The following is a 20362-nucleotide window of genomic DNA, read 5'->3' as shown; positions in this document are numbered from 1 at the left end:
TGCGACATGATGTTGATATGGCGCGGATACCGGGAGTCGGCCTCGCGAAGGGCCTATCGGTCACTCTTCGTCACATGCTGCGCAAATCCGTGACCCAGCAGTATCCCGAGGTCAGGCCCGACCTCCCGCCGCGCAGCCGCGGCGTCATCGCCCTGGTCGAGGAGAACTGCACCTCCTGCATGCTCTGCGCGCGCGAGTGCCCTGACTGGTGCATCTACATCGACTCGCACAAGGAGACCCTCCCGGCCCCTGAGGGGGGACGTCCCCGCCAGCGGAACGTCCTCGACCGCTTCGCCATCGACTTCGCCCTGTGCATGTACTGCGGGATCTGCATCGAGGTGTGCCCGTTCGACGCGCTGTTCTGGTCGCCCGAGTTCGAGTACGCCGAGGGTGACATCCGGAACCTTCTGCACGAGAAGGACCGGCTCGCGACCTGGGTTCCCACGGTTCTGCCCCCTCCCGCCCACGACCCTGGCGCGGAGCCGCCGAAGGAACTCACCGCTGCCCGCCGACCGGCCCGTGGCCCGTCCACCGCCCGCCCTGGCGCCGCGGGTCCTGCCGCGGACCGCAGCGGCCCAGCTTCTGGCGTGGGTGGTTCTGCCCCCGCGTCCGGGGCGGCTTCTGGCGTGGGTTCTGCCCCCGCACCCGGCGCGGCTTCTGGCCCGGCCTCCAGTACCGCCCCCGGACCGGCCGCCGATGCCGCCTCCGGACCGGTTCCCGGCACCGAAACCGGCCCGTCTTCCACAGGCCGACCATCTGCCGAAGAGTTTTCCACAGGCTCGGGTCGGCCGTCGTCGCCGCCCGACCGCGGGGAGCAGACTTCTGGCACGAGCCGACGCGGGCGCCGGATGGCCGATCCTCGATCCATCCGCCCGCCCGGGCGGCTCGACCCGGAAAAGACAAGGGAGTCCGAGGAGGATTCGTGACCGAGGCGGTGCCCTCCTATCTGTCACCCACCGGGCAAGAGATCGTCTTCTTGCTGCTGGGTGCGGTGGCGGTCGGATCCGCGCTGCTCGTTGTCACGACCAGGCAACTGGTCCACGCCGCCCTCTGGCTGGTCGTCTCCTTCGGCGCCCTCGCCGGCGGCTACCTGGTGCTGACCGCCGAGTTCGTGGCCTGGGTCCAGGTGCTCATCTATGTGGGCGCTGTAGTGGTCCTGCTGCTGTTCGGCATCATGCTGACCCGTGCCCCGATCGGCCGCTCCGCCGATCTCGACAGCGGCAACCGGTGGGTGGCGGCCGGGGTGGCGGTGGCGACGGCGGCCGTCCTGGTCACGATGGTGATCGACGGCTTCCGCACGGCGTACACACCGCTGAAACCCGGCGCCGGCGCGGCGAAGGAGCTGGGCGCCAGCGTGTTCAGCACGTGGGTGCTGCCTTTCGAGGCGCTCTCGGTGCTGCTGCTGGCCGCGCTGATCGGCGCCATCGTGCTGTCCCGCACGGACATACCCGGGGGTTCGCCACCTGAGCAGACCGGGGGTTCTTAGTGCACATCGTCTACCCGGCGGTCGTCTCCGCGCTCCTCTTCTCCGTCGGCGTCTACGGGGTGCTCGCCCGGCGCAACACGATCCTCGTGCTGATGTCGGTCGAGCTGATGCTCAACGCCGTCAACCTCAACCTGGTCGCGTTCGACGTGTGGCTGGGCGATCGGCTGCACAGCGGCCAGGTGCTCACGCTGTTCATCATCGTGATCGCCGCCGCCGAGGTCGGGCTGGGGCTCGCGATCGTGCTGTCCCTCTACCGCAACCGCCGTACGGTCGACATCGACCAGCTCCGCGACCTGTCCGAACCAGGCACGTCGGACGCCCCGGCGGACTCGGCGGGTAAGCCAGGCGACCAAGCAGGCTCCGGCATGCCGGATGATCCCGCACCTCCCAGCACGTCGGATGACCCGCCGACACGTCGGCTGGGCGAGCCCGAGGTGGCGGGGGACTCGGCCACGACGGCCGAGCCCGCCAAGCGAGGGGGCGCGTTGTGACAGTCTTCCCGCTCCTAGCGGTCGTCCTGCCCTTCGTCGCGGCCTTCGCCGGCCTGCTGCTGTCGCGCTGGCCGCGCCGGCGCCCGGAGAGCAGACCGGGTTCAGGGGGTTCCGCGGCCAACACGCGGGCGGCGTGGATCGCGGTGGTGCCCACGGCCGCCGCCGCGGTCCTGGCGCTCTGGCTGGCCTGGACACCCGGCTTCGCCTTCCTCGAAGGCGCGACGCCTGGCCCGGCCGTCGGCCGCACCTACGGCACCATCGGCACCGGCGCCGTCCCGATCTCGCTGACCCTCCAGGCCGACGACCTGTCCGGCATCCTCGGCGTCCTGGTGACCCTCGTGGCGCTGGCCGTCCAGGTCTATTCAGTCGGCTACCTCCACGACGACTCGCGCTACCCCTCCTACAGCGCCTTCATCAGCCTGTTCACCAGCGCCATGCTGCTGGTCGTCTACGCCGGCGACCTTCTCGTCCTCTACGTGGGCTGGGAGGTCATGGGCCTGTGCTCCTACCTGCTCATCGGCCACTGGTGGGAGGACAAGGGCAACTCGCGGGCGGCCATCAAGGCGTTCCTGGTCACCCGGCTCGGCGACGTCGGCTTCCTGTTCGGCATCTTCGTGCTCGGCGGCGCCGCGGGCAGCTTCCGGATATCGGAGGTGCTGGCGAAGGTGCCCGAGATGTCCACGGGCACGCTGGTGACCGCCACCATGCTGCTGCTGGCCGGGGTGGCGGGTAAGAGCGCGCAGGTTCCGCTGCACACCTGGCTGCCCGACGCGATGGCGGGCCCGACCCCCATCAGCGCGCTGATCCACGCCGCCACCATGGTGGCCGCCGGGATCTTCATCGTGGCGCGGCTGTTCCCCGCCTTCCAGGGCGCCCGTCCCACGCTCGACGTGCTGGCCGTCATGGCCGCCCTCGGCATGCTGGGCGCCGCCCTGGCCGCGCTCGCCCAGGACGACCTGAAACGCGTGCTCGCCTACTCGACGATCAGCCAGCTCTCCTACATGGCCGGCGGGCTGGCGGCGGGCTCCGACAGCGCGGCGATCTTCCACCTCCTCACGCACGGCGCGTTCAAGGCGCTGCTGTTCCTGTGCGCCGGCGCGGTCATCCACCACGTCGGCTCCAACCTGATGAGCCAGATGGGCGGCCTGAGACGGGCGCTGCCGGTCACGTTCGTCACGATGACGATCGGGTTCGCCGCCCTCGCGGGGCTGCCTCCGGCCAGCGGCTTCTTCAGCAAGGACGAGCTCCTGCTGACCATGGACCGCGCTCTGTCGGGTGGCGGTCTGACGGATGCCGCCGCCCTGCTGCTGTACGGCTGCGCGCTCGCGACCGTCGCCGTCACCGGGGCGTACGCGACCAGAGCCTGGCTGCGCACCTTCTTCGGCGAGGCGAGAATCGTGGCGCTCCCCGAGCCCGAGCCCGGCACGGCCCACGTGGTCGACATCCGCGAGGCGCCACGGACGATGCTCGTGCCCATCGTGCTCCTCTCGGTTCCGGCCGTGCTCCTCGGGTTCGCCGGTGGGCTCCATGTGGAGCTCGGGGTGGCGGCCGTCAGCGTCGTGCTCGCGCTGCTCGGCGCCGGGGTGGTGTACGCGTTCTGGCGCAGCGACCCTCTTGCCGACCCGGCCCGCCTGCTCGGCCCCCTGCGTGTGCCGTGCGAGCGGGCGTTCTACGTGGACGGCGTCTACGCCGCCCTGTTCGTCCGGCCTGCCCTGGCGCTGGCCAGGCTCGTGGTCAGGACAGACGACGTGGTCGTGGACGGGGCGGTGCGCGGCTCGGGGCGGTCCGCGCAAGGGCTGTCCGGGCTGCTGCGGCTCGCCCAGAACGGCAACGTCCAGCTCTATGTGAGCGGCGTACTCGCCGGGGTCCTCCTGATCGTGGTGGGGGCGGTGGTGTTCGCATGACGGGCTGGCTTCCTGTGGCGCTGCTGGCGGTGCCCCTGCTCGGCGCGTTGCTGCTGCTGGTGTCGCCCGCCGTGTTGCGCCCCTGGCTGCGGGTCTACGGGCTGGTCGTGTCGGGTGTCGCGCTGGTGCTGGCCGTGGTGATGGTGGCGACGTTCGACTACGGGCAGGCGGCGCGGCCGCAGTTCGCCGTCGACCGGGAATGGATCCCCGGGCTGGGGATCCACTTCCACCTGGCCGTCGACGGCATCTCGTTGCCGCTGATCGCGCTGACCGCCCTCCTGACGTTCCTCTGCTTCGTCTATCTGAGCTGGGGAGACGCGCGCGGCCCCGGCCAGCTGCTGCGACCGAGAGCGGGGGGTGCGCGGCCGCGGGCGCTGGTGTTCACCCTGCTTGTGCTCGAAGTCGGCATGATCGGTACGTTCCTCGCGCTCGACCTGCTGCTGTTCTTCGTGTTCTTCGAGATCGTGCTGATCCCGATGTACTTCCTGATCGCCGTCTGGGGCGGCAAGGGCCGGCGGAGCGCGTCGATCAAGTTCATCCTCTACACGCTGCTCGGCTCGGTCGTGATGCTGCTCGGCCTGCTGCTCGTCTGGGCGCGTACCGGCACGCTCGACATCGTCGCCCTCAGCCAGGCACACGGCGCGGGCATGCCCAGGGCCGTACAGATCCTCGCGTTCGTGGCGGTCGGCGTCGGGTTGGCCGTCAAGACGCCCATGTGGCCGCTGCACACCTGGCTCCCTGACGCGCACACCGAGGCGCCCACCGTCGGCTCGGTGCTGCTGGCCGGCGTACTGCTGAAGATGGGCACGTACGGCTTCGCCAGGATCGCCATCCCCGTCCTGCCCGAAGGGGCGGCGGCGGTGGCGCCGTGGCTGGGGGCGTTCGCCGTGGTCGGCATCGTCTACGGGGCCCTGGCCTGCCTCGCGCAGCGCGATCTCAAGCGCATGATCGCCTACTCCTCCGTGGGCCACATGGGCTTCGTCCTGCTGGGCTTCGCCACGCTGACCACCGTGGGCATCAACGGCGCCCTGTTCGCGAACGTCGCCCACGGCCTCATCACCGGCCTGCTGTTCTTCCTCGCCGGCGCGATCAAGGAGCGCTACGGCACGGCCGACATGCGTGCCCTCGGTGGCGGCATGCTGGCCACGCTGCCCCACCTGGGGTCGGTGCTGACCTTCGCGGCCATCGCCTCGCTGGGGGTGCCGGGGCTGGCCGGGTTCTGGGGAGAGATGCTGTCCCTCTTCGGCGCCTTCCAGCCGGCGGCCGGGTTGCCTCGGGGGCTGTTCCTGACGTTCATGGTGATCGGCGGGCTGGGCGCGGTGCTGACGGCGGCGTACTTCCTCGTCATGCTGTCCCGCGTGACGCATGGGCGCCCCGAACACGCCCAGGCGGTCCCGGCCATCGCGCGCACGGGCGCTTCTGGCGTGGGCGGCTGGCCACCCGACGGGTCCGCGTTGCCGGACAGTGAGCGGTCCGAGTGGGCGGGAGAGTTGCCGGGCAGTGAGCGGTCTGGGTGGGCGGGAGAGTTGCCGGACAGTGAGCGGTCTGGGTGGGCGGGCGAGTCGCCGGACAGTCAGCAGGCTGCGTGGGCGGGCGAGTCGCCGATCAGTGAGCGGGTCGCGGGGGCGGCGGGGCCGGCCGAGGGCGAGGGGGGTGCCGGCGGGCGGGTGCTACGGGACATCCAGGGGTACGAGTTCGCCGCCTGGGTGCCGTTGATCGTGCTGATTCTGCTGTTCGGGCTCTGGCCGAAGCTGCTCCTCTCGCTCACCACACCTGCCGTACAGACCCTGCTGGGAGCCCTGTCATGATCCAGCAGATCGACTACTCCGTCATCGCGGTGCCCTTGGTCCTCGCGCTGGTGGCCGGGCTCGTGCTGATGCTCGACGCGTTCCTCCCCAGCGGGGGACGTACCAGGACCGGGCTCGGTCTGGTCAGTCTCGCGGGCGTCGTCGTCGGCCTGGGGTTCGTCGTGGCGCAGGCCGTACGAGGTGACGGAGCGCGGGCTACCTTCTGCGTTCCCGAAAGCCTCGCCGGCGCGGCGGGCCCCGGAAGCGAGCCGGCATGCTCCTTCGTGGTCGACCGGTTCACGCTGATCTTCGCCGGGCTGGTGCTGGTCGCGGGCGTCGTGGTCGTGCTGATGTCCATGACCCAGCTGGCCGGGGGTGGCATTCCGGCGGGTGAGTGGTATTTCCTGCTGCTGTGCACGTTGGTCGGCGCGGTGACCCTGCCTGCCTCGCGTGACCTGATCATGCTGGTGGTGGCTCTGGAACTGGTCTCGCTGCCCGTCTTCGCCCTCACCGCGCTCAAACGCTACGACGGGCGCTCCTCCGAGGCGGCGGTCAAGCTCTTCCTGGTCTCGGTCGTGTCGACGGCCGTGATGCTGTTCGGGGTCTCGCTGCTGTACGGGATCGCGGGGACGGTCTACCTCTCCCGTCTCGCCTCGGTGTTCAGCGGGAAGGCCCCCGCGCCGGGGGTGGGGGCGCCGGAGGCATACTCGTCGCTGCTGGCGGCCGGCCACGGGCTACCGGGAGTGGTCACGGTCGGGCTGGTGTTCGTCGTGGCGGGCTTCGCGTTCAAGATCGCAGTGGTGCCGTTCCACGCCTGGGCGGCGGACGTCTACCAGGGCGCGCCGATCCCGGTCGCCGCGCTGCTCTCGGTGATCTCGAAGGCGGCCGGGTTCGCGGGCCTGATCCTCGTTCTGGTCACGGCGTTGCCCGGCCAGGCATCGACGTGGTCGCCCATCATCGCGGTCGTCGCGGCGCTCACCATGACGGTCGGCAACCTCCTGGCCATGCGCCAACGCTCGGCCGTACGCCTGCTGGCCTGGTCCTCGGTCGCCCAGTCGGGCTACATCCTGGCCCCGCTCGCGGTGACGGCCCAGACGGGCGAGATGGCCGCCTCCCCGGGCCTTACCGCGGGTGCCGCGGGTGCGGCCGGTGCAGTCGGCGCGGTTGGGTCAGGCGGCGCGGCGGGCGCATCTGGTGTGACCGGTGCCGTGGTCGGTGCGGCTGGCACGACGGGGGAGGTCGCCGGGGCGGTCGGGGCGTCCGTGGCGTACCTCGTCATCTACGCGGCCATGAACCTGGGTGCATTCGCGGTCGTCATGCTGATGTCGCGGACGACCGCGCGCAACGAACTGGACGACTACCGCGGCCTCGCCTTCCGCAGCCCGGTGGCGGCGATCGCGCTGGCGTTCTGCCTGATCTGCCTGGCCGGTCTGCCGCCGGGGTTGGCGGGGCTGTTCGCCAAGGTGGTGGTGTTCCGGGAGATCGTCGAGGGTGGAGCCGGGTGGCTCGCGGTGGTCATGGCCGTCAACACCGTGATCGGCCTGTACTACTACGTGGTCTGGACGGCCCGGCTGTTCACCCCGGCCGAACCCGTGACCGCCGGTGTCCGCCGGGCGCTTCCCGCCGCCTGGGTGGCCGTCGGGATCGCTGTGGTGGCGGCGCTGCTGTTCTCGGTCGCACCGCAACTGGTGCTGGGGATGACCTCGCTGTCCGCCTCCGGGTGAGTAAGCAGATGAGGCGGATCCGCCTCTGGGTGAGCAGGCGGAGGGGGCGCGGTTCCGACGTGCTGAGCAGGCGGAGGGGGCGTGGTTCCGACGCGCTGAGCAGGCGGAGGTGTCGCTGTTCCGACGCGCTGAGCAGGCGATACGGTCGCGCTGTGCCCTCGGGCGGGCACCACGGGGAACGATGAACCGGGGGATCGTCGTTGGACCAGGTGAACCCACACCGCGAAGGGGGGAACCTTGCACCACAACGGTCTGCGCACCGCCATTCTGCTGGGCGGCCTATCTGCGTTGATACTCGCGGTGGGAGGGTGGCTGGGCGGTGGCACCGGGCTGCAGCTCGCGTTCGTGTTCGCCATGGCGAGCAGCGGTGTCGCCTACTTCTTCTCCGACCGGATCGCCCTGTCGGCGATGCGGGCGCGGCAGGTCAGCGAGGTCGAGCAGCCCATGCTCTACCGGATCGTACGGGAGCTCTCCAACGAAGCCCGGCAGCCGATGCCGCGCCTGTACATCTCGCCCACCGTGCAACCGAACGCCTTCGCGACCGGACGGAGCCCGCGCCAGGCGGCGGTCTGCGTGACGTACGGGCTCACGCAGCTGCTCAACCCGGACGAGATGCGCGGAGTCATCGGACACGAGCTGTCCCATGTGTACAACCGAGACATCCTGGTCTCGTCAGTAGCCGGCGCGCTGGCCACGATGATCACTTGGCTCAGCTACGTGGCCGTGTTCTTCGGTGGGTCCGATGACGATGAGGGGCCCGGGTTCGTAGGGGCGCTGCTCATGATGGTTCTCGGACCGGTGGCGGCGGGGATGGTGCAGATGGCGATCTCCAGAACGCGGGAGTTCCAGGCGGACGAGTCCGGCGCCCGGCTGACGGGCGATCCGCTGGCGCTGGCCTCTGCGCTGCGCAAGATCGAGATGGGCGCTCGCCGGCTGCCGCTGCCGGAGAACAGCCGCCTCACCTCGGCTTCCCACATGATGATCGCCAACCCGTTCAGCGGGTCCGGGTTCGGGCGGCTGTTCTCCACCCACCCGCCCACTTCCGAGCGGGTCGCGCGGCTGGAGCGCATGGCGGGCTACCGCCGCTGATCCGCCACGCCGAGGGCTCCCGCCACTCTCATGACCATTGCCTCATGCTCGCCAAGCAGCTGAGTTGATCTTGCGCAGGAGGGCGGCGAGGTCCTCGGGAAAGAAGACCTCTTCAGTGGCCTCCAGTTCCTCCGGGCTCCACCATCGGTGACCCAGCGTGGTGGCCTTCTCCATCTCCTCCATGTGCTCGTACGAGATGTCCGTGCCCTCGGCCACCCGGACCGCGAAGAACGTCTGGTCCTGGGTGACGGCGTACTCGGCGAACAAGAACTCGATCGTGCTCGTGCCGTACGGACCGGTGAGCTGATCGGCCCCGACCCGGATCCCGACCTCCTCGTGCAGCTCGCGCAGAGCGGCCTCGTGGAGTGTCTCCCCGTCCTCGGCGGCGCCACCGATGGTGAACCAGAAGGGCTCGTCGGGCCGGGCGGGATTGAATCCGTGGAGCAGGAGTACCCTGCCCTGTTCGTCGATGGGCAGGGCGCGGGCCGTAAAACGGCGCAGAGGGATCTTCGTCACGTCACGGGAGCTTATGCGGGTGTTCTCCGGATTGCGGATGTGATGCCACAGGTCGCCGGATCGTCAATCGGACTCGGGGTCGGCGGATGGCTGTTCGATCGGAAAGAAGAGGGGGCTGAGCAGGTATTGCGCGCGGTCCGGCGTCGGCTGGTTGGCCAGCAGGGGCCAGATCACCCGACGCAGCTCGCCGATCATTTTCTCCAGTTCGCCACGGTTGAGCCAGATGGCGTGCTGCCGGTAGCCGACGAGGTCGGCCATCGGGTCGGCGTTCTCGCGGTCGAGGTAGGCGTTGAACTCGGCGACCAGGACCGCCATCGAGGTGGCGAAGACGCGCCGGTGGTCGTCGGGCGACAGCGCCGCGAGCGCGTCGGCGTCGACAGTGACCCGGTCGAGGCGTAGGCGGTAGTGGCGTTCCACCGCGCCCCGCACCCTCCTCTCGCCGGCCACCTCCAGGATTCCGCCGGACGCGAGCAGGTCGACGTGCCGATAGACCATGGCCTTCGAGACGTCGGGGATCCGGGCGCACAGCTGAGTGGTGGTGAGTGAACGCCCGCCGCGCATCGCGTGCACGATCCGCAGACGTACCGGATGTGCCAGTAGCTCCAAGGATTCCATCCGCACAACGATCTCATGCTGTGCTACCGTTCGCAAAACATGAGAAAGGTCGGTGTCGAGATGACGATGGGAATGGGCCCGGCGGCCGTCGCCACGGCGGTCGTCGAAATGGCGGGGAATGGGCGCTTCGCGGATGTCGAGGAGTTATTCGCCCCGCCGCTGCGAGCGGTGGTGTCCGCTGAGGCGCTGCGCGTCGAGTGGGAAGGCCTGATCTCCAGGATCGGGTCGATCTCGGCGTTGGGGACGCCGGTGAGCGAGCCGGTCCAGGCGGGGCTGACCCGGGTGAGCGTGCCGGTGACGTGCGATCGGGGCGGGTTGACGGTGGTCATGTCGGTCGACGAGGCCGGTCTGCTCCACGGTCTGCGGCTCGCGCCGGCGCTCACCGCGCAATGGACGCCGCCGCCGTACGCGCGTCGTAAGAGTTTCGACGAGCACGAGGTCACCGTGGGCTCCGGCGCGCTGGCCGTACCCGGCACGTTGAGCGTGCCGCGCGGGCGTGGCCCGTGGCCCGGCGTGGTGCTGCTCAGCGGCGGCGGACCGTTCGACCGGGATGAGACCAGCGGCCCCAACAAGCCGCTCAAGGACCTGGCCTGGGGGCTGGCCAGTCGTGGTGTGGCGGTGCTGCGCTTCGACAAGGTGACCTACGCCCACGCCGGTCAGGTGGCCGGCAAATCCGACTTCACGATGAGCGACGAGTACGTCCCGCACGCCGTCGCCGCCATCCACCTGCTGCAGCGCCACCCGACCGTGGATGCCGCCAGGGTGTACGTCGCCGGCCACAGCATGGGCGGCAAGGTGGCCCCGCGAGTCGCCGCCGCCGAGCCGTCCGTGGCCGGTCTGGTGCTGCTGGCCGGTGATGCCCAGCCGATGCACCAGGCCGCCGTACGCGTCGTCAGTTACCTCGCCTCGCTGGACCCCGGCGCGCGGTCCGCCGCCGAGATGATCACGCGGCAGGCCGCGATGGTCGACAGCCCCGGCCTGTCGCCCGACACGCCCGCCACCGAACTGCCGTTCGGCTATTCGGCGGCGTACTGGCTGGATCTGCGTGGCTACGACCCGGTGGCGACCGCGGCGGCGCTGGACAAGCCGATGCTCATCCTGCAGGGCGGCCGCGACTACCAGGTGACCGTCGCCGACGACCTCGCCCGCTGGCAGGCAGGTCTCGCCCACCGGGCGGACGTCACCATCCGCGTCCACGACGCCGACGACCACCTATTCTTCTCCGGCTCGGGCCCGTCCACTCCCGCGGACTACGAGTCGCCCCAGCACGTCGACGCGGCCGTCGTCGCCGACATCGCCGATTGGCTGGCACCCCGCCAGGGGAAGATCGCCAGACTCATCTCCGGCCTCACGCGCTGACCAAACCGACTCGACCTTGACCACGGATCAGGACGCCAGATCGAATGGTTCGCCTGGCCGGCCGACATCTGCCACGCGTACGCGGGGCTGTGGGCTGCGCCTGGTCAGCTTCGCGCGGAGCGGCCGCGGCGGCGTGCGGACATCTGCGCCGCCTCTGTCGCCTGCCTGCGCACCCTCTTGGTCCGGCCCTGTTCCGCCAGGATCCGCAACACAGCCGTGTCCTCAACGACCGCGGTGATCCGGAGTTGGAGCCAGTTGGACCAGCCCGGCAAGCTGTCGACCACCTGGTCATGCGGAAAGCCGTCAGAGCGGAGCTCGGTTACACCGTGCCGTCTTCGATCGCGACTCGGTAGAGCGCCCAGCGTTCGTGCTCGTCCGTCAAATCGCCGGCTTCGCCGTCCTGAAGCCGGGCAAGCTCAGTCAGCTTGCCTCGCAGTTCCTCACTGATTTCCTCGTCCATCCGACTACTCGTCAGGGTCGCCAAAGGCTTTCCGGATCTTGGCGGCGCCGTACTGGCCCGAGGGATTGCAGATCGGGCACGCGCATGGCGGTCTCCCATGAGCGTCCGGCATGTAGCGCCACCCGGTCACCTGATTGACGGCGCGGATGCGGTGGATCTCGTCGGCCCGGATGGGCCGCGCGACGAAGAATTCGTACCCGCGTGCATCCTGCTGGGCCGCGATCAGCGCGGATGCCTCCGCGCTGGCCATCTCGGCGGGAAAGCGGCTGTAGTGGCCGACCTGCACCGGTTCGTCATCTGGCACCCGGAAATAGACCGCGACGAGGGTACGCTGCCCGCCTCGCCGCAGCTCACGGACCCACTGATGGGTGATCTGGTACGACGGGAGCACCGGCAGGCAATAGACACCAGAGATATCGTCATGCCCACCGCTCACCGCACGGATGCCGCTGCGCCGCATCGACCGTGTGTGCTTGGCCGCGGTGATGTGAACAAGCATGGTCATCGTGACAGGCTACTGGCGAGATCGGCTAGAAGGTGTAGACGGTATCAACGTTGCACATGCCCCGATCGCGTGGCCGCGCGCAGGACAGCAGCGGCCAGGCGATGGTTCTCCAGGGCGCCGCCGCCACCACCGAAGGAGAAGCGGCGACGGGTGTAGCTGTAGGCGCGCTCGCCCGTCACCAGGCGTCGGCCAGGACGCCCTCCTCAGCGCTGACCAACTCGGCGATGGTGCCGAAAAAGGCGGCGATGCCCGGCAGGTTGGCGCCCTTGGCGCGCGAGACGGCGAAGTCCTCCGCCGAGCGCCATTCGACAACATCCAGCCACTCGTCCCCGGGCAACTGCACCAGACGGGCACCGAGGAAGCCCTCCCGGTCGCCGCGAAAGTCGGCCAGCATCGCCGGGCGTGCCGCCAGCATCGCCTCCGCTTGTTCAGGGCGCACCTTGAAGCGGGTCAGTTCGACGGTTGTGCTCATGGGTTCCTCCTCGATCGCGGTACGGTGAGAACGATATAGTCACCCAAATATATAGTCAAGATAGGTGACTATAATCTTCGGTTACTAAGGGAGGCTGGTCATGAGGCGTAGCGAGCGAAAGCGGACGGATCCTGATCTGGGGGTGCTTGCCAGCCGGCTACTGTTCGCCGTGCAGGAGGAATTGTTCGAAACCCTCGCCGAGCAGGGACATTCCGGCCTGCGACCGCAGCATGGGGCGGTCCTGGCCTACCTGGATGCCGAGGGTAGCCGTGCCACCGATCTGGCCCGCTCGTCAGGGCAACACAAGCAGGTCGTCGGCAAGCTGATCGACGAGCTGGAGGCCCTTGGCTACCTCGAACGCCGCCCCGACCCCAGCGACCGCCGCGCCAAGCTCATCGTGCCCACAGCGCACGGGCTGGACCAGATGAGCCGCTCGGACGCCATCCTTGCCGCGATCGAGCACCGGCACAGGCACGCTATTGGCGCCGACGTGTACGCCGAGTTCGAGCGCCTCCTGCGCGAGATAACAAGGCGGCAGCGCGCCTGGCGGGAGAACACGCCGGCCGAGCCGGCAGGTGAGGACACCGAGATCTGAGCCCCCATCAACCGGCCATGTGAGCGGGCGCTTGTGAGGGGAGCGGCCCGAGGCACCAGAGAAGTCGCGCGTGACCTTGTGGACAGCGCACTCGCCCGCGTGCCCCGGACGTGCCCCTCCGCGATCTCAGACGTACGGCGGGCGCCCGCTACCGGTAATTCACGAACTGCAGGGCGATGTCCAGATCCTTGCCCTTGAGCAGGGACATGACCTCCTGGAGATCGTCCTTCTTCTTCGAACTGACCCGAAGTTCCTCACCCTGGATCTGCGCCTTGACACCCTTGGGTCCCTCGTCACGGATCAGCTTGGAAATCTTCTTGGCGTTCTCCTGGTCGATGCCCTCCTTGAGCGAGACCAGCATGCGATATTCCCTGCCGGACAGCTTGGGCTCGTCCGCGTCGAGGATCTTCAAGGAGAGGCCTCGCTTGATCACCTTCTCCTTGAACACGTCGAGCGCGGCCCCGGCCCGCTCCTCGCTGTTGGCCTTGATCTCGATACTCTGCCCGGTCCAGCTGATGCTGGCCCCGGTGCCCTTGAAGTCGAAGCGGTGTCCGATCTCCTTGACCGTCTGGTTCAGCGCGTTGTCGACCTCCTGGCGGTCGATCTTGCTGACGATGTCGAAAGATGAATCGGCCAAAACGCACATCCTCTCGCTGCGTAAGCATTTGGCGGTATCCGGTTCCAGATCTTGCGGACCTCGAAACGCGCCCTCTGCGAACGCGGACCCCAGCGTACGAGCCTAGCCAGCATCGGCGCGTCGTGCAGGGCGCCAGGCCTTGATCCACGCGCCACACCGAAGGATCACCGGCGTCGCCTCCCCATTTGGGAGCTCTTCGATGGATTTGGTGGGGATCGTACGGGTGCGCGGAGTCGGCTCCGGCCGTACAGGACGCTATCCCTGAAGAGCGAGGTCGAGCGGCTGGCCACGGCCCCGCGTCGACTGTCCGACCGCCACCTACTGGCGCTCGCCGAGCCCTACCCCCACGCGAAGCTCTGAGACTTCCTCGGCCCTCGGTGCCTGGCGAGCCGTTCTCGCAGGCCAAAGACACGGGCCTGCTCAAGGGGACGGCCCGGTCGATGGTGGGGCGAATACCGTTTCGGCGGAGCAGGTAGGCGGGATCCGACGTGGGACAAACCGGTGTCACGTGTACCTCGGAAGTCCGCTATTCTTCTGATGTCGCCGCGAGAGCGGATGGCACGGCAGGTTGCCCGAGTGGCCAAAGGGAGCGGTCTGTAAAACCGTCGGCTCAGCCTACGCAAGTTCGAACCTTGCACCTGCCACACGCAGTAAGAGCAGCTCAGAGGCCCTACGGGGCCTCTTCTGCGTTTCTGGGGTAAGCAGCCGTAGGCCCCTCTGAGCCGCCGTTTGTAGCTGGTCCCGGAATATACCCGGAATGGATCATGGGGTGTTTCCCCAGGTCGGACACCTTGATCCGGAACAGTCGCGGAACGATCAGAGCCCGGCAACGCCGAAGGGCCCCGGAGGGTGATCCGGAGCCCGTTGGCTGTTCCTCGTGAGATCTCACGCAGCAAGCGCGTCCTCGATCCGCTGGTTCACGATCTCCTCCTGCCCGTCGATGCACTTGGCGTAGACGCGGAGCAGGACATCCACGCCGTGACCGGCCCGCTTGGCAACCTCAGGAGCCGGTACGCCGCCGTTGAGCCAGAGCGAGACGGCCGCGTGCCGCAGGTCGTACGGCCGCCGCACGAGTGGCGAGGCAACCTGGCCGGGCATCAGGGCGAGCATGCGGGCTTCTTGCCACACCTCCGTGTACGCCGTCGAGGCCACCACGCCGCCGCGCTCGCTGCGGAAGATCCTGCCGTCTTCGCCGACGCCGAACTCTGCGATGTGCTCGCGCAGGATCTTGACCAGTTCCGGAGGGATCGGCACCACTCGGACGTCGGTCTCTCCACGATGCTTGAGCCCACGCTGCTCGTGTGCGTCTCCGGTGTCCGTCCACTGTCTGTTCACTTCGGGTCGGGAGACGTCGAGTGTGAGCCGTCCCCAACCCTTCAGCGGCAGGTAGCAGTCGTCCTTGCGCAGACTCACCGCCTCGCCCGGACGTAGGGCAGCAAAGTACATACAGGCGAACATGGCCATAAGCCGCTGCCCACGTCCCCGTCGGCCTCGCCCGCGCTTGCCGACATAGGTAACCGCCACCAGCAGCTCCCGAGCCTGACGAGGGTTGACGACCACGCGCGGGTCTACCGTCTCAGTCGTCTTGGGAGGGGACCACTTGACGCGGTGCAGCGGGTTGGAGGGCAACTCCTCCAGTTCCACGGCGTACTCCAGCACGTTGTGGAGCACGGCCCGCTTCCGCTTGACGGTGTTGGCGCCTGCTTTCGTCCCATCCAGGCACAACGCCAGGGCGTCGAGCGCAGGACGTATGACCTTGGTCTCGTTCAGATCTTGGACGTCGAGGGATGCCGACTCCAGCCACCGAATGGCTTGGGCCATGTCCGGGGGAGTGGCTGGCCGCTTGCCCTCTGGCAGCAAGGCGTACTTGCGCAATGCTCCACGGAGGACCTTGGCGTCGGGCCGACCGGGCGTCTCCTTGGTCAGAGCAGGGAGGACCGTGGAGAGCGCATCAGACATGCTGTCACGGCTCTTGGAGGCCGCATGCGGCCATTTCATCTCGACGTACGCCCTGACGAAGTCGAGGACCGTACGCGCCTCCTTGGCCTTGATCATGGACAGAGGGAGGCCGGTTTCGATGTCGAACGGCTCTCCGTTCTTGGCGGCCTGCCTGAGGTCGGAGAGCCAGTTCTTGGCCTGTGCGGACTTCTCGTAGGTCTTGGACTTCTCGCGGCCGGCCACGGTCCAGCGCACCGTGTACGAGATCGTCTTGCCGGACTTCGTCGCTGACTTGTTGGGGCGGATCTCCCAGAACTTCACGTGGTACGACGTCTTCATGCTGCGCTCCGGAGGGATTCAAGCCAGGCTTCGAGGTCACTGCGGTAGATGCGGAGTTCGCCGTTGGGCAGGCGGATGCCTTCCGGCGCCTTACCGATCTCGCGCCAGCGGTAGAAGGTGCGGCGGGAGACACCGCCGAGTTCGTCGAGTACCTGGGCGACGGTGAGCAGTTCGTCTCGCTTCATGCCGCCCTCCCCGCAGTTGCCGAAAGATCTTGGTCTCCGGCTTCCGCTTGGAGTCGGGCCATGTGGGCGCGCCAGCGTTGCCGTTCGGCGACCGACCGAAGAAGGCGTATGGCCAGCGGAGCCACATTCGCGTCACTGGCCGGGACGGGCTTCCAGACGTAGCGGTGTGGGTCGGTTGGCTGGTCGGCCTGGCCGAGGGCTTCGAGGACCCAGGTGCGGCGGTCCTGCTTGTGTTCGGCGAGGGTCTTGTTGGACCACTTGCGGGAGACCAGGACGCGGCGTCCGGCGAAGCCGAGGTGGTCGGGTTTGTGGGCCTTGCCCCGGCACCGGCCGGGAGTCATGCTCGGCTTGGCGTTCTTGGGCTGGACGCCGTAACGCAGCCAGTTCGGGCAGGTCGGCGAGCAGGGCTCGAAGCGCAGCGCCTCAGCCATCCGTGCGGCGTGGTCGCGCTGGGCCTGGTCGTCGGGGTCGAGGCTGTCGGAGATCGACTTGGTGAGGTACTTGGACAGGTAGCGGATGCACTGGTCGGCATCCGGAGTACCGGCGAGCAGGCCTTGCACGTCCACCTGGACGCCGAAGCGGAGCACGTGCAGGGGTTCGGCCGCCTCATCGGTGTCGAGCTGGTCGAGTGCCTGATCCCAGGTGGGCAGCACCTCGCCGGTTGCCGGGTCGAAGTAGCCCGTCCCGTCCTCCCATTCGGGTAGACAGTCACCGTCGAAGATCACTCGGTCAGCCGGCGGCCACCACACCTGGTGGTAGGTGGCGGCGGCTATCTGCTTGACCTCCGCCCTCGGGAGGGTGCCACGGATGGCCATGTGCAGGTGCGGCGCGAGCCGCTTCTGAGGTTCCACGGCCGCGAAGTACTGCACGTCATAGCCCGCGACGCGGCGCAGGTTCTGTACGAAGCGATCGACCAGCTTGGAAAAGTGCAGCGCGTCCCGGGCGGCCCGCGTGTAGTCGTAGCTGTCCGGATCGACGGGAGTCCCGTTTTTGACCTTGCCGTAGGAGGGGAGGGTGAGGGTGACGAACAGTGACGGACGGTAGATCTTGCCGTCCGAGCCGGTGAAGGTCCGTCCGAGCGTCGTTGCCGCCATCTTGCGCTTGGGCAGGTCGGGGGCGTCCTGCCGTCGCCGGGTCGAGCGGTTGCGCTTGGGGCAAGTGCGGCCGAGGACGTTGCCGCGCATCCCTGCCGCGTTGATCTCCTCATCCAGACCCGAGATCAGCTCGTCCAGGTCAGTGGTGTCCTGACCTGCCTGGTCGGCCTGGTCGCGTTGAGCTTGGACGTCGGCGCGGAACTCCACCAGCCAGCGCTGTTCGTCGTTTGGCTCGTCCGGTGTGATGGCCGGTTCGGCCTCCAGGTGCCAGCCTTCCCGGCACTGGGCCATGCGGAGCTGCCGGTTGCGCTTGGCGCACGGCGGGCACTTGGCCTCCAGGGTGGCCCCGCAGGGGACATCGACGATCTCCCACGTACCGGTGTGGGTGTCGAGCCGCTTGAGCGGGACGGGCCGGATGCACACGCCGTACTGCTTGGCGACTTCTTCGGCCACGTCGCGGGCCAGCGGCATGGCCAGCCGTTCGGCGCGGGGCAACGCGCGGTCGTAGGTCATAGCTCCTCCTCGTCGTGGTCGGGGTCGATGAGGGCGCCTTGGCCGCACTCGCGGCACTCGACCAGGCCCGCCGCCAGGTCCATCCAGAGCGTGTTGTCGCTCAGGCAGGCCGAGCAGCGCAGCCCGTCGAGGAGGTAGGCGAGGTCACGCATGGTCGCTGCCCTCCGTCTCGGCCAGTTCGGCGCACAGCCGGTACAGCCCTTGGTAGGGGTGGCGGCTGATGTGGGTGTGGAAGACCTCGAAGGCTCGTACGCGGGGAAGGTCACGAACGGTGAGCATGACGAGCATCGAACGGCCTGCCACCAGCTCGATCTCTTCGGCGGTGCCGTGGAAGCAGACCTTCATCAGGCGCCCCCTCCCGCGTCGGCCATCTCCCGGATGTCGGTGTCGGAGACGTAGGCGGCGCGGACGCGGATCGGGTCGGGTGAGGTCTCCAGTCGGACGTAGCCGACACCGGCGCCTAGTTCGGGGACGGGTGAGATGTGGTCGGCCAAGGCTCCCCGGTCTCGTGCGCCGTCGCCGAGGACCATGTCCACCTGTTCCGACTCGTCCAGCCGAAGGGCGATCTTGTCGGGGAACAGGTTGCGGATGTTCATGACCTCTTTGCGCGGGTCCTGGAGCGCGGCCAGCACGCCCACGCCCACCGCGCGGCCTTGCGTGGTGAGGGTGGCCAGGGCCGCGGAGATCCGGCGTCTCAGCTCCCGGTCGGACTGATAGGCGGTCAGGAACGCCACCTCGTCGACCACGACCAGGACGAAGGGGTCATCGACGGTCGGGGTGTGGGAGCGTTGGACGCCGGCGAAGCGGGCCGCGCGCTTCTGCATGACGGTCACGGCCTGGTCGAGCAGGTCAGCGCAGTCCTCGGGGGTGGCGGCGTACCGTTCGCCGAACAGGGCGCGTCCGTAGGACAGTTCCATCAGCTTGGGGTCCAGCGCCCAGACCTCGACCAGGCCCGCGCGGACGGCCGGGAGGAGCCCGCGGATCGTGGACCAGATGATCGAGCCCTTGCCCGCTCCGGTGGCGCCCGCGACCAGGACATGTGTGCCGTGCACTTTGAGCAGCCACGGCCGTCCGTCCTCCTGCTTGCCGATCTCGACCGGCCCCACGGTCGGGGTGCCCGGCACGGGAAGCGCCGGGATGCGTTCGGCCAGCGGGTCATGCCGGGGAAAGGTGAGCGTGAGGCGACCAGCCCGGGACAGCGCGACCCGGCATGACGTGGAGCCGAACCCCTGGGCGAGGTGGTCGAGGCGATCGGCCCAGTCCTTGACCGACTGCCCCTTGAGCATCCGAACGGTGACCAGGTCGGCCCACTCCGTGCAGGTGACCTTGCCGAGCCGGGGAAGGTAGTCGCGGCCCCACAGGTGCCTGCCGAGGCCGGAGACGATCATGACGGGCTGCCAGTGCCGCCGGTAGATGAAGACGAGCCGCCACCAGGCCAGCAGCCGCCGGCCGATCAGGCGGGCGAAGCTGTTCCAGTTGGTCAGCGCCCAGGCCGCCAGCCCTGCCGGGACGGGAGCGATGAGCAGCAGCGCGGTCTGCCAGCCGTACAGCAGCGTGAGGACACCGGGGGTGAGCGTCGCGAGCATGGCGACGGGGTGGCGCCGCAAGAGCCGGACGAGTCCGGCAAGGAGCCGCCAGGTGAAGATGATCAGAGTCAGGATGGCGGGGGTGCGGATGACGGCCGGGCGGAAGACGATGGCCGTGTCGGGCGTGGTGGTGACGAGGTTGCGTGTCTCGTCGCCAGGAAGGCGCTTGAACATATGCTGGGAACCTCTCGTGAGTGAGATCAGGGAGAACCGAGGGGCCGCCGGAAGTTGCCGCTTCCAGCGGCCCCGCCTTATCTGTCAGGCCGCCGTCTGGTCGGTGGCCTTGCCGGTGGCCGACTGCTCGATGTGCAAGCGCTCGCAGTCGGCCAGGTAGCGGGCGGCAGCGCTGTAGATGTCGCGAGCCAGGATCAGGTCGGCGTTGGTGACCGGCCCGCCGCCCGTGGTGGAGACCGAGACGTCCGCCTCCGGCGTGCTGAATGCCAAGTACGGGCGACGCTCGTCAATCACGTGGGCGCGGACCCCTACCTCGCTGGTGTGGAAGGAGACGATGAGCCGCGGAGTCTGCGCCTGAGTCATCGAGAGCGTGACGTAGGTGTACGGGCCGAGGCTCACGCCGCCGCCTCCTTGCTGACCGGGGTCTGCTTGGTGCGCGGCGGGCGCATTCCCGTGGCGCGGATGGAGTAGGCCAGCCGCCCGGTCTGGCCGACGTACGGGGTGACGGTCATCCCGACGAACTCCACGGGAGTGATCGGGAGACCGGCCGCGGCGGGTGGCGCGACGGGTTCGGTCGCGGACAGGATCTTGACCGCGACGGTCTTCTGGGACGCCTTGAGGGTTGGGTCGCCGTCCATGACCGGGACCTGCCAGACCGGTTCTCCGGTCGTCTTGTCCTTGGCGTAGACGGTCCTGCCGTTGGTCGAGGCGTCGAAGTCCTTGACCTGCTCGACCTGTCCCACGATGTAGCAGCCGTGCGGGAAGACCTGGTCGAAGCCGATCGGGATGGGGCCTTGGATTGCCATGCGGTTCCTCTCGTCAGCGGGGAGAGCGCTCATTCGCTCGTCCACTTGTCCGCATAAGTTGAGAGTAGCTGATCCAACTCGTCCGCA

22 protein-coding genes, 1 tRNA gene and 1 pseudogene are annotated in these 20362 nt (G+C 68.7%); 10 read left to right on the top strand and 14 right to left on the bottom strand.

From position 1 onward, the window contains the following. The first annotated feature begins 74 nt into the window (after positions 1-74). The 7 genes and pseudogenes from AB0H88_RS46000 (at position 75) to htpX (ending at position 8481) form a co-directional block, all read left to right on the top strand. The gene (locus AB0H88_RS46000) at positions 75-926 is read left to right on the top strand and encodes a 4Fe-4S binding protein (RefSeq protein WP_357655562.1); all 852 of its coding nucleotides are present in this window, start codon (positions 75-77) and stop codon (positions 924-926) included. Then, the gene (locus tag AB0H88_RS45995; protein WP_357655559.1) at positions 923-1486 is read left to right on the top strand and encodes an NADH-quinone oxidoreductase subunit J; all 564 of its coding nucleotides are present in this window, start codon (positions 923-925) and stop codon (positions 1484-1486) included. Before AB0H88_RS46000 ends, AB0H88_RS45995 begins: the two co-directional genes overlap by 4 nt. After that, a pseudogene (gene nuoK / locus AB0H88_RS45990) lies at positions 1486-1770 on the top strand (NADH-quinone oxidoreductase subunit NuoK); the annotation flags it as partial. The gene AB0H88_RS45995 and the pseudogene nuoK, both read left to right, overlap by 1 nt. Before the next feature lie 203 nt (positions 1771-1973). Beyond that, entirely contained in the window at positions 1974-3881 is a 1908-nt protein-coding gene (locus tag AB0H88_RS45985; protein ID WP_357655557.1) for an NADH-quinone oxidoreductase subunit L, read from the top strand. Next, positions 3878-5689 carry an NADH-quinone oxidoreductase subunit M gene (locus tag AB0H88_RS45980; RefSeq protein WP_357655554.1) on the top strand — a complete coding sequence of 604 codons (1812 nt, stop codon included), beginning with the start codon at positions 3878-3880 and terminating at the stop codon, positions 5687-5689. The genes AB0H88_RS45985 and AB0H88_RS45980 overlap by 4 nt, the downstream gene beginning before the upstream one ends. Beyond that, on the top strand, positions 5686-7392 hold the full coding sequence (locus AB0H88_RS45975; protein ID WP_357655551.1) for an NADH-quinone oxidoreductase subunit N: 1707 nt from the start codon (positions 5686-5688) through the stop codon (positions 7390-7392). The genes AB0H88_RS45980 and AB0H88_RS45975 overlap by 4 nt, the downstream gene beginning before the upstream one ends. 237 nt (positions 7393-7629) lie before the next feature. Next, positions 7630-8481: a zinc metalloprotease HtpX gene (htpX, locus tag AB0H88_RS45970; protein ID WP_357655549.1), complete on the top strand. Its 852-nt coding sequence runs from the start codon at positions 7630-7632 to the stop codon at positions 8479-8481. A 42-nt stretch (positions 8482-8523) separates the two neighbouring features. On the opposite strand, the gene AB0H88_RS45965 is transcribed toward htpX, so the two are convergent. Next, entirely contained in the window at positions 8524-8997 is a 474-nt protein-coding gene (locus tag AB0H88_RS45965) for an NUDIX domain-containing protein (RefSeq protein ID WP_357655546.1), read from the bottom strand. A gap of 63 nt (positions 8998-9060) precedes the next feature. After that, on the bottom strand, positions 9061-9612 hold the full coding sequence (locus AB0H88_RS45960; RefSeq protein ID WP_357655544.1) for a helix-turn-helix domain-containing protein: 552 nt from the start codon (positions 9610-9612) through the stop codon (positions 9061-9063). A gap of 39 nt (positions 9613-9651) precedes the next feature. Between AB0H88_RS45960 and AB0H88_RS45955 the strand changes: the two genes are divergently transcribed. Beyond that, positions 9652-10971: an alpha/beta fold hydrolase gene (locus tag AB0H88_RS45955; RefSeq protein ID WP_357655541.1), complete on the top strand. Its 1320-nt coding sequence runs from the start codon at positions 9652-9654 to the stop codon at positions 10969-10971. Positions 10972-11290: 319 nt separating this feature from the next. Here the strand turns inward: AB0H88_RS45955 and AB0H88_RS45950 are convergent, their stop codons facing one another. The 3 genes from AB0H88_RS45950 to AB0H88_RS45940 all read right to left on the bottom strand — a co-directional run bounded on the left by AB0H88_RS45950 (position 11291) and on the right by AB0H88_RS45940 (position 12408). After that, on the bottom strand, positions 11291-11431 hold the full coding sequence (locus tag AB0H88_RS45950) for a hypothetical protein (protein WP_357655538.1): 141 nt from the start codon (positions 11429-11431) through the stop codon (positions 11291-11293). Between the two features lie 4 nt (positions 11432-11435). Further along, on the bottom strand, positions 11436-11936 hold the full coding sequence (locus tag AB0H88_RS45945; protein ID WP_357655535.1) for a hypothetical protein: 501 nt from the start codon (positions 11934-11936) through the stop codon (positions 11436-11438). A gap of 175 nt (positions 11937-12111) precedes the next feature. Further along, the gene (locus AB0H88_RS45940) at positions 12112-12408 is read right to left on the bottom strand and encodes an antibiotic biosynthesis monooxygenase (protein ID WP_357655533.1); all 297 of its coding nucleotides are present in this window, start codon (positions 12406-12408) and stop codon (positions 12112-12114) included. A 100-nt stretch (positions 12409-12508) separates the two neighbouring features. Here AB0H88_RS45940 and AB0H88_RS45935 point away from each other — a divergent pair, with 100 nt between their 5' ends. Further along, positions 12509-13003, top strand: coding sequence for a MarR family transcriptional regulator (locus tag AB0H88_RS45935; protein WP_357655531.1), 495 nt, complete (start codon positions 12509-12511; stop codon positions 13001-13003). A 148-nt stretch (positions 13004-13151) separates the two neighbouring features. Here AB0H88_RS45935 and AB0H88_RS45930 read toward each other — a convergent pair whose 3' ends face one another. Beyond that, positions 13152-13649, bottom strand: coding sequence for a YajQ family cyclic di-GMP-binding protein (locus AB0H88_RS45930; protein WP_357655528.1), 498 nt, complete (start codon positions 13647-13649; stop codon positions 13152-13154). Between the two features lie 553 nt (positions 13650-14202). Here AB0H88_RS45930 and AB0H88_RS45925 point away from each other — a divergent pair. Beyond that, a tRNA-Tyr gene (locus tag AB0H88_RS45925) sits at positions 14203-14284 on the top strand. A gap of 241 nt (positions 14285-14525) precedes the next feature. Here AB0H88_RS45925 and AB0H88_RS45920 read toward each other — a convergent pair. The 8 genes from AB0H88_RS45920 to AB0H88_RS45885 all read right to left on the bottom strand — a co-directional run bounded on the left by AB0H88_RS45920 (position 14526) and on the right by AB0H88_RS45885 (position 20275). Then, positions 14526-15917 carry a site-specific integrase gene (locus AB0H88_RS45920; RefSeq protein ID WP_357655527.1) on the bottom strand — a complete coding sequence of 464 codons (1392 nt, stop codon included), beginning with the start codon at positions 15915-15917 and terminating at the stop codon, positions 14526-14528. Continuing rightward, the gene (locus AB0H88_RS45915) at positions 15914-16102 is read right to left on the bottom strand and encodes a helix-turn-helix domain-containing protein (RefSeq protein ID WP_175593493.1); all 189 of its coding nucleotides are present in this window, start codon (positions 16100-16102) and stop codon (positions 15914-15916) included. Before AB0H88_RS45915 ends, AB0H88_RS45920 begins: the two co-directional genes overlap by 4 nt. Further along, positions 16099-17709, bottom strand: coding sequence for a replication initiator (locus AB0H88_RS45910; protein WP_357655524.1), 1611 nt, complete (start codon positions 17707-17709; stop codon positions 16099-16101). The genes AB0H88_RS45915 and AB0H88_RS45910 overlap by 4 nt, the downstream gene beginning before the upstream one ends. Next, a complete protein-coding gene (locus tag AB0H88_RS45905; protein ID WP_357655522.1) occupies positions 17706-17861 on the bottom strand; it encodes a hypothetical protein in 156 nt (51 codons plus the stop codon). Before AB0H88_RS45905 ends, AB0H88_RS45910 begins: the two co-directional genes overlap by 4 nt. Continuing rightward, complete coding sequence (locus tag AB0H88_RS45900) at positions 17854-18054, bottom strand: hypothetical protein (RefSeq protein WP_357655520.1); 201 nt, start codon at positions 18052-18054, stop codon at positions 17854-17856. The genes AB0H88_RS45905 and AB0H88_RS45900 overlap by 8 nt, the downstream gene beginning before the upstream one ends. Continuing rightward, positions 18054-19469, bottom strand: coding sequence for an FtsK/SpoIIIE domain-containing protein (locus AB0H88_RS45895; RefSeq protein WP_357655518.1), 1416 nt, complete (start codon positions 19467-19469; stop codon positions 18054-18056). Before AB0H88_RS45895 ends, AB0H88_RS45900 begins: the two co-directional genes overlap by 1 nt. A gap of 84 nt (positions 19470-19553) precedes the next feature. Next, positions 19554-19868: a hypothetical protein gene (locus AB0H88_RS45890; protein WP_357655515.1), complete on the bottom strand. Its 315-nt coding sequence runs from the start codon at positions 19866-19868 to the stop codon at positions 19554-19556. After that, positions 19865-20275, bottom strand: a complete 411-nt coding sequence (locus AB0H88_RS45885; protein WP_357655514.1) for a plasmid replication, integration and excision activator — start codon at positions 20273-20275, stop codon at positions 19865-19867. Before AB0H88_RS45885 ends, AB0H88_RS45890 begins: the two co-directional genes overlap by 4 nt. Positions 20276-20362 lie beyond the last annotated feature (87 nt).

The sequence above is a fragment of the Nonomuraea sp. NPDC050680 genome (assembly GCF_040654555.1).
GTDB lineage: Bacteria > Actinomycetota > Actinomycetes > Streptosporangiales > Streptosporangiaceae > Nonomuraea.
The sequence above is the reverse complement of the archived record's forward strand: the minus strand, read 5'-3'. Positions and strand labels throughout refer to the sequence as shown.

Coding starts and splice junctions, on each gene's coding strand:
- AB0H88_RS46000 (WP_357655562.1), top strand. CDS start 75: ATGCTGCGCAAATCCGTGACCCAGCAGTATCCCGAGGTCAGGCCCGAC.
- AB0H88_RS45980 (WP_357655554.1), top strand. CDS start 3,878: ATGACGGGCTGGCTTCCTGTGGCGCTGCTGGCGGTGCCCCTGCTCGGC.
- AB0H88_RS45975 (WP_357655551.1), top strand. CDS start 5,686: ATGATCCAGCAGATCGACTACTCCGTCATCGCGGTGCCCTTGGTCCTC.
- AB0H88_RS45960 (WP_357655544.1), bottom strand. CDS start 9,612: ATGGAATCCTTGGAGCTACTGGCACATCCGGTACGTCTGCGGATCGTG.
- AB0H88_RS45955 (WP_357655541.1), top strand. CDS start 9,652: ATGAGAAAGGTCGGTGTCGAGATGACGATGGGAATGGGCCCGGCGGCC.
- AB0H88_RS45950 (WP_357655538.1), bottom strand. CDS start 11,431: ATGGACGAGGAAATCAGTGAGGAACTGCGAGGCAAGCTGACTGAGCTT.
- AB0H88_RS45945 (WP_357655535.1), bottom strand. CDS start 11,936: ATGACCATGCTTGTTCACATCACCGCGGCCAAGCACACACGGTCGATG.
- AB0H88_RS45940 (WP_357655533.1), bottom strand. CDS start 12,408: ATGAGCACAACCGTCGAACTGACCCGCTTCAAGGTGCGCCCTGAACAA.
- AB0H88_RS45935 (WP_357655531.1), top strand. CDS start 12,509: ATGAGGCGTAGCGAGCGAAAGCGGACGGATCCTGATCTGGGGGTGCTT.
- AB0H88_RS45930 (WP_357655528.1), bottom strand. CDS start 13,649: ATGTGCGTTTTGGCCGATTCATCTTTCGACATCGTCAGCAAGATCGAC.
- AB0H88_RS45920 (WP_357655527.1), bottom strand. CDS start 15,917: ATGAAGACGTCGTACCACGTGAAGTTCTGGGAGATCCGCCCCAACAAG.
- AB0H88_RS45915 (WP_175593493.1), bottom strand. CDS start 16,102: ATGAAGCGAGACGAACTGCTCACCGTCGCCCAGGTACTCGACGAACTC.
- AB0H88_RS45910 (WP_357655524.1), bottom strand. CDS start 17,709: ATGACCTACGACCGCGCGTTGCCCCGCGCCGAACGGCTGGCCATGCCG.
- AB0H88_RS45905 (WP_357655522.1), bottom strand. CDS start 17,861: ATGCGTGACCTCGCCTACCTCCTCGACGGGCTGCGCTGCTCGGCCTGC.
- AB0H88_RS45900 (WP_357655520.1), bottom strand. CDS start 18,054: ATGAAGGTCTGCTTCCACGGCACCGCCGAAGAGATCGAGCTGGTGGCA.
- AB0H88_RS45895 (WP_357655518.1), bottom strand. CDS start 19,469: ATGTTCAAGCGCCTTCCTGGCGACGAGACACGCAACCTCGTCACCACC.
- AB0H88_RS45885 (WP_357655514.1), bottom strand. CDS start 20,275: ATGGCAATCCAAGGCCCCATCCCGATCGGCTTCGACCAGGTCTTCCCG.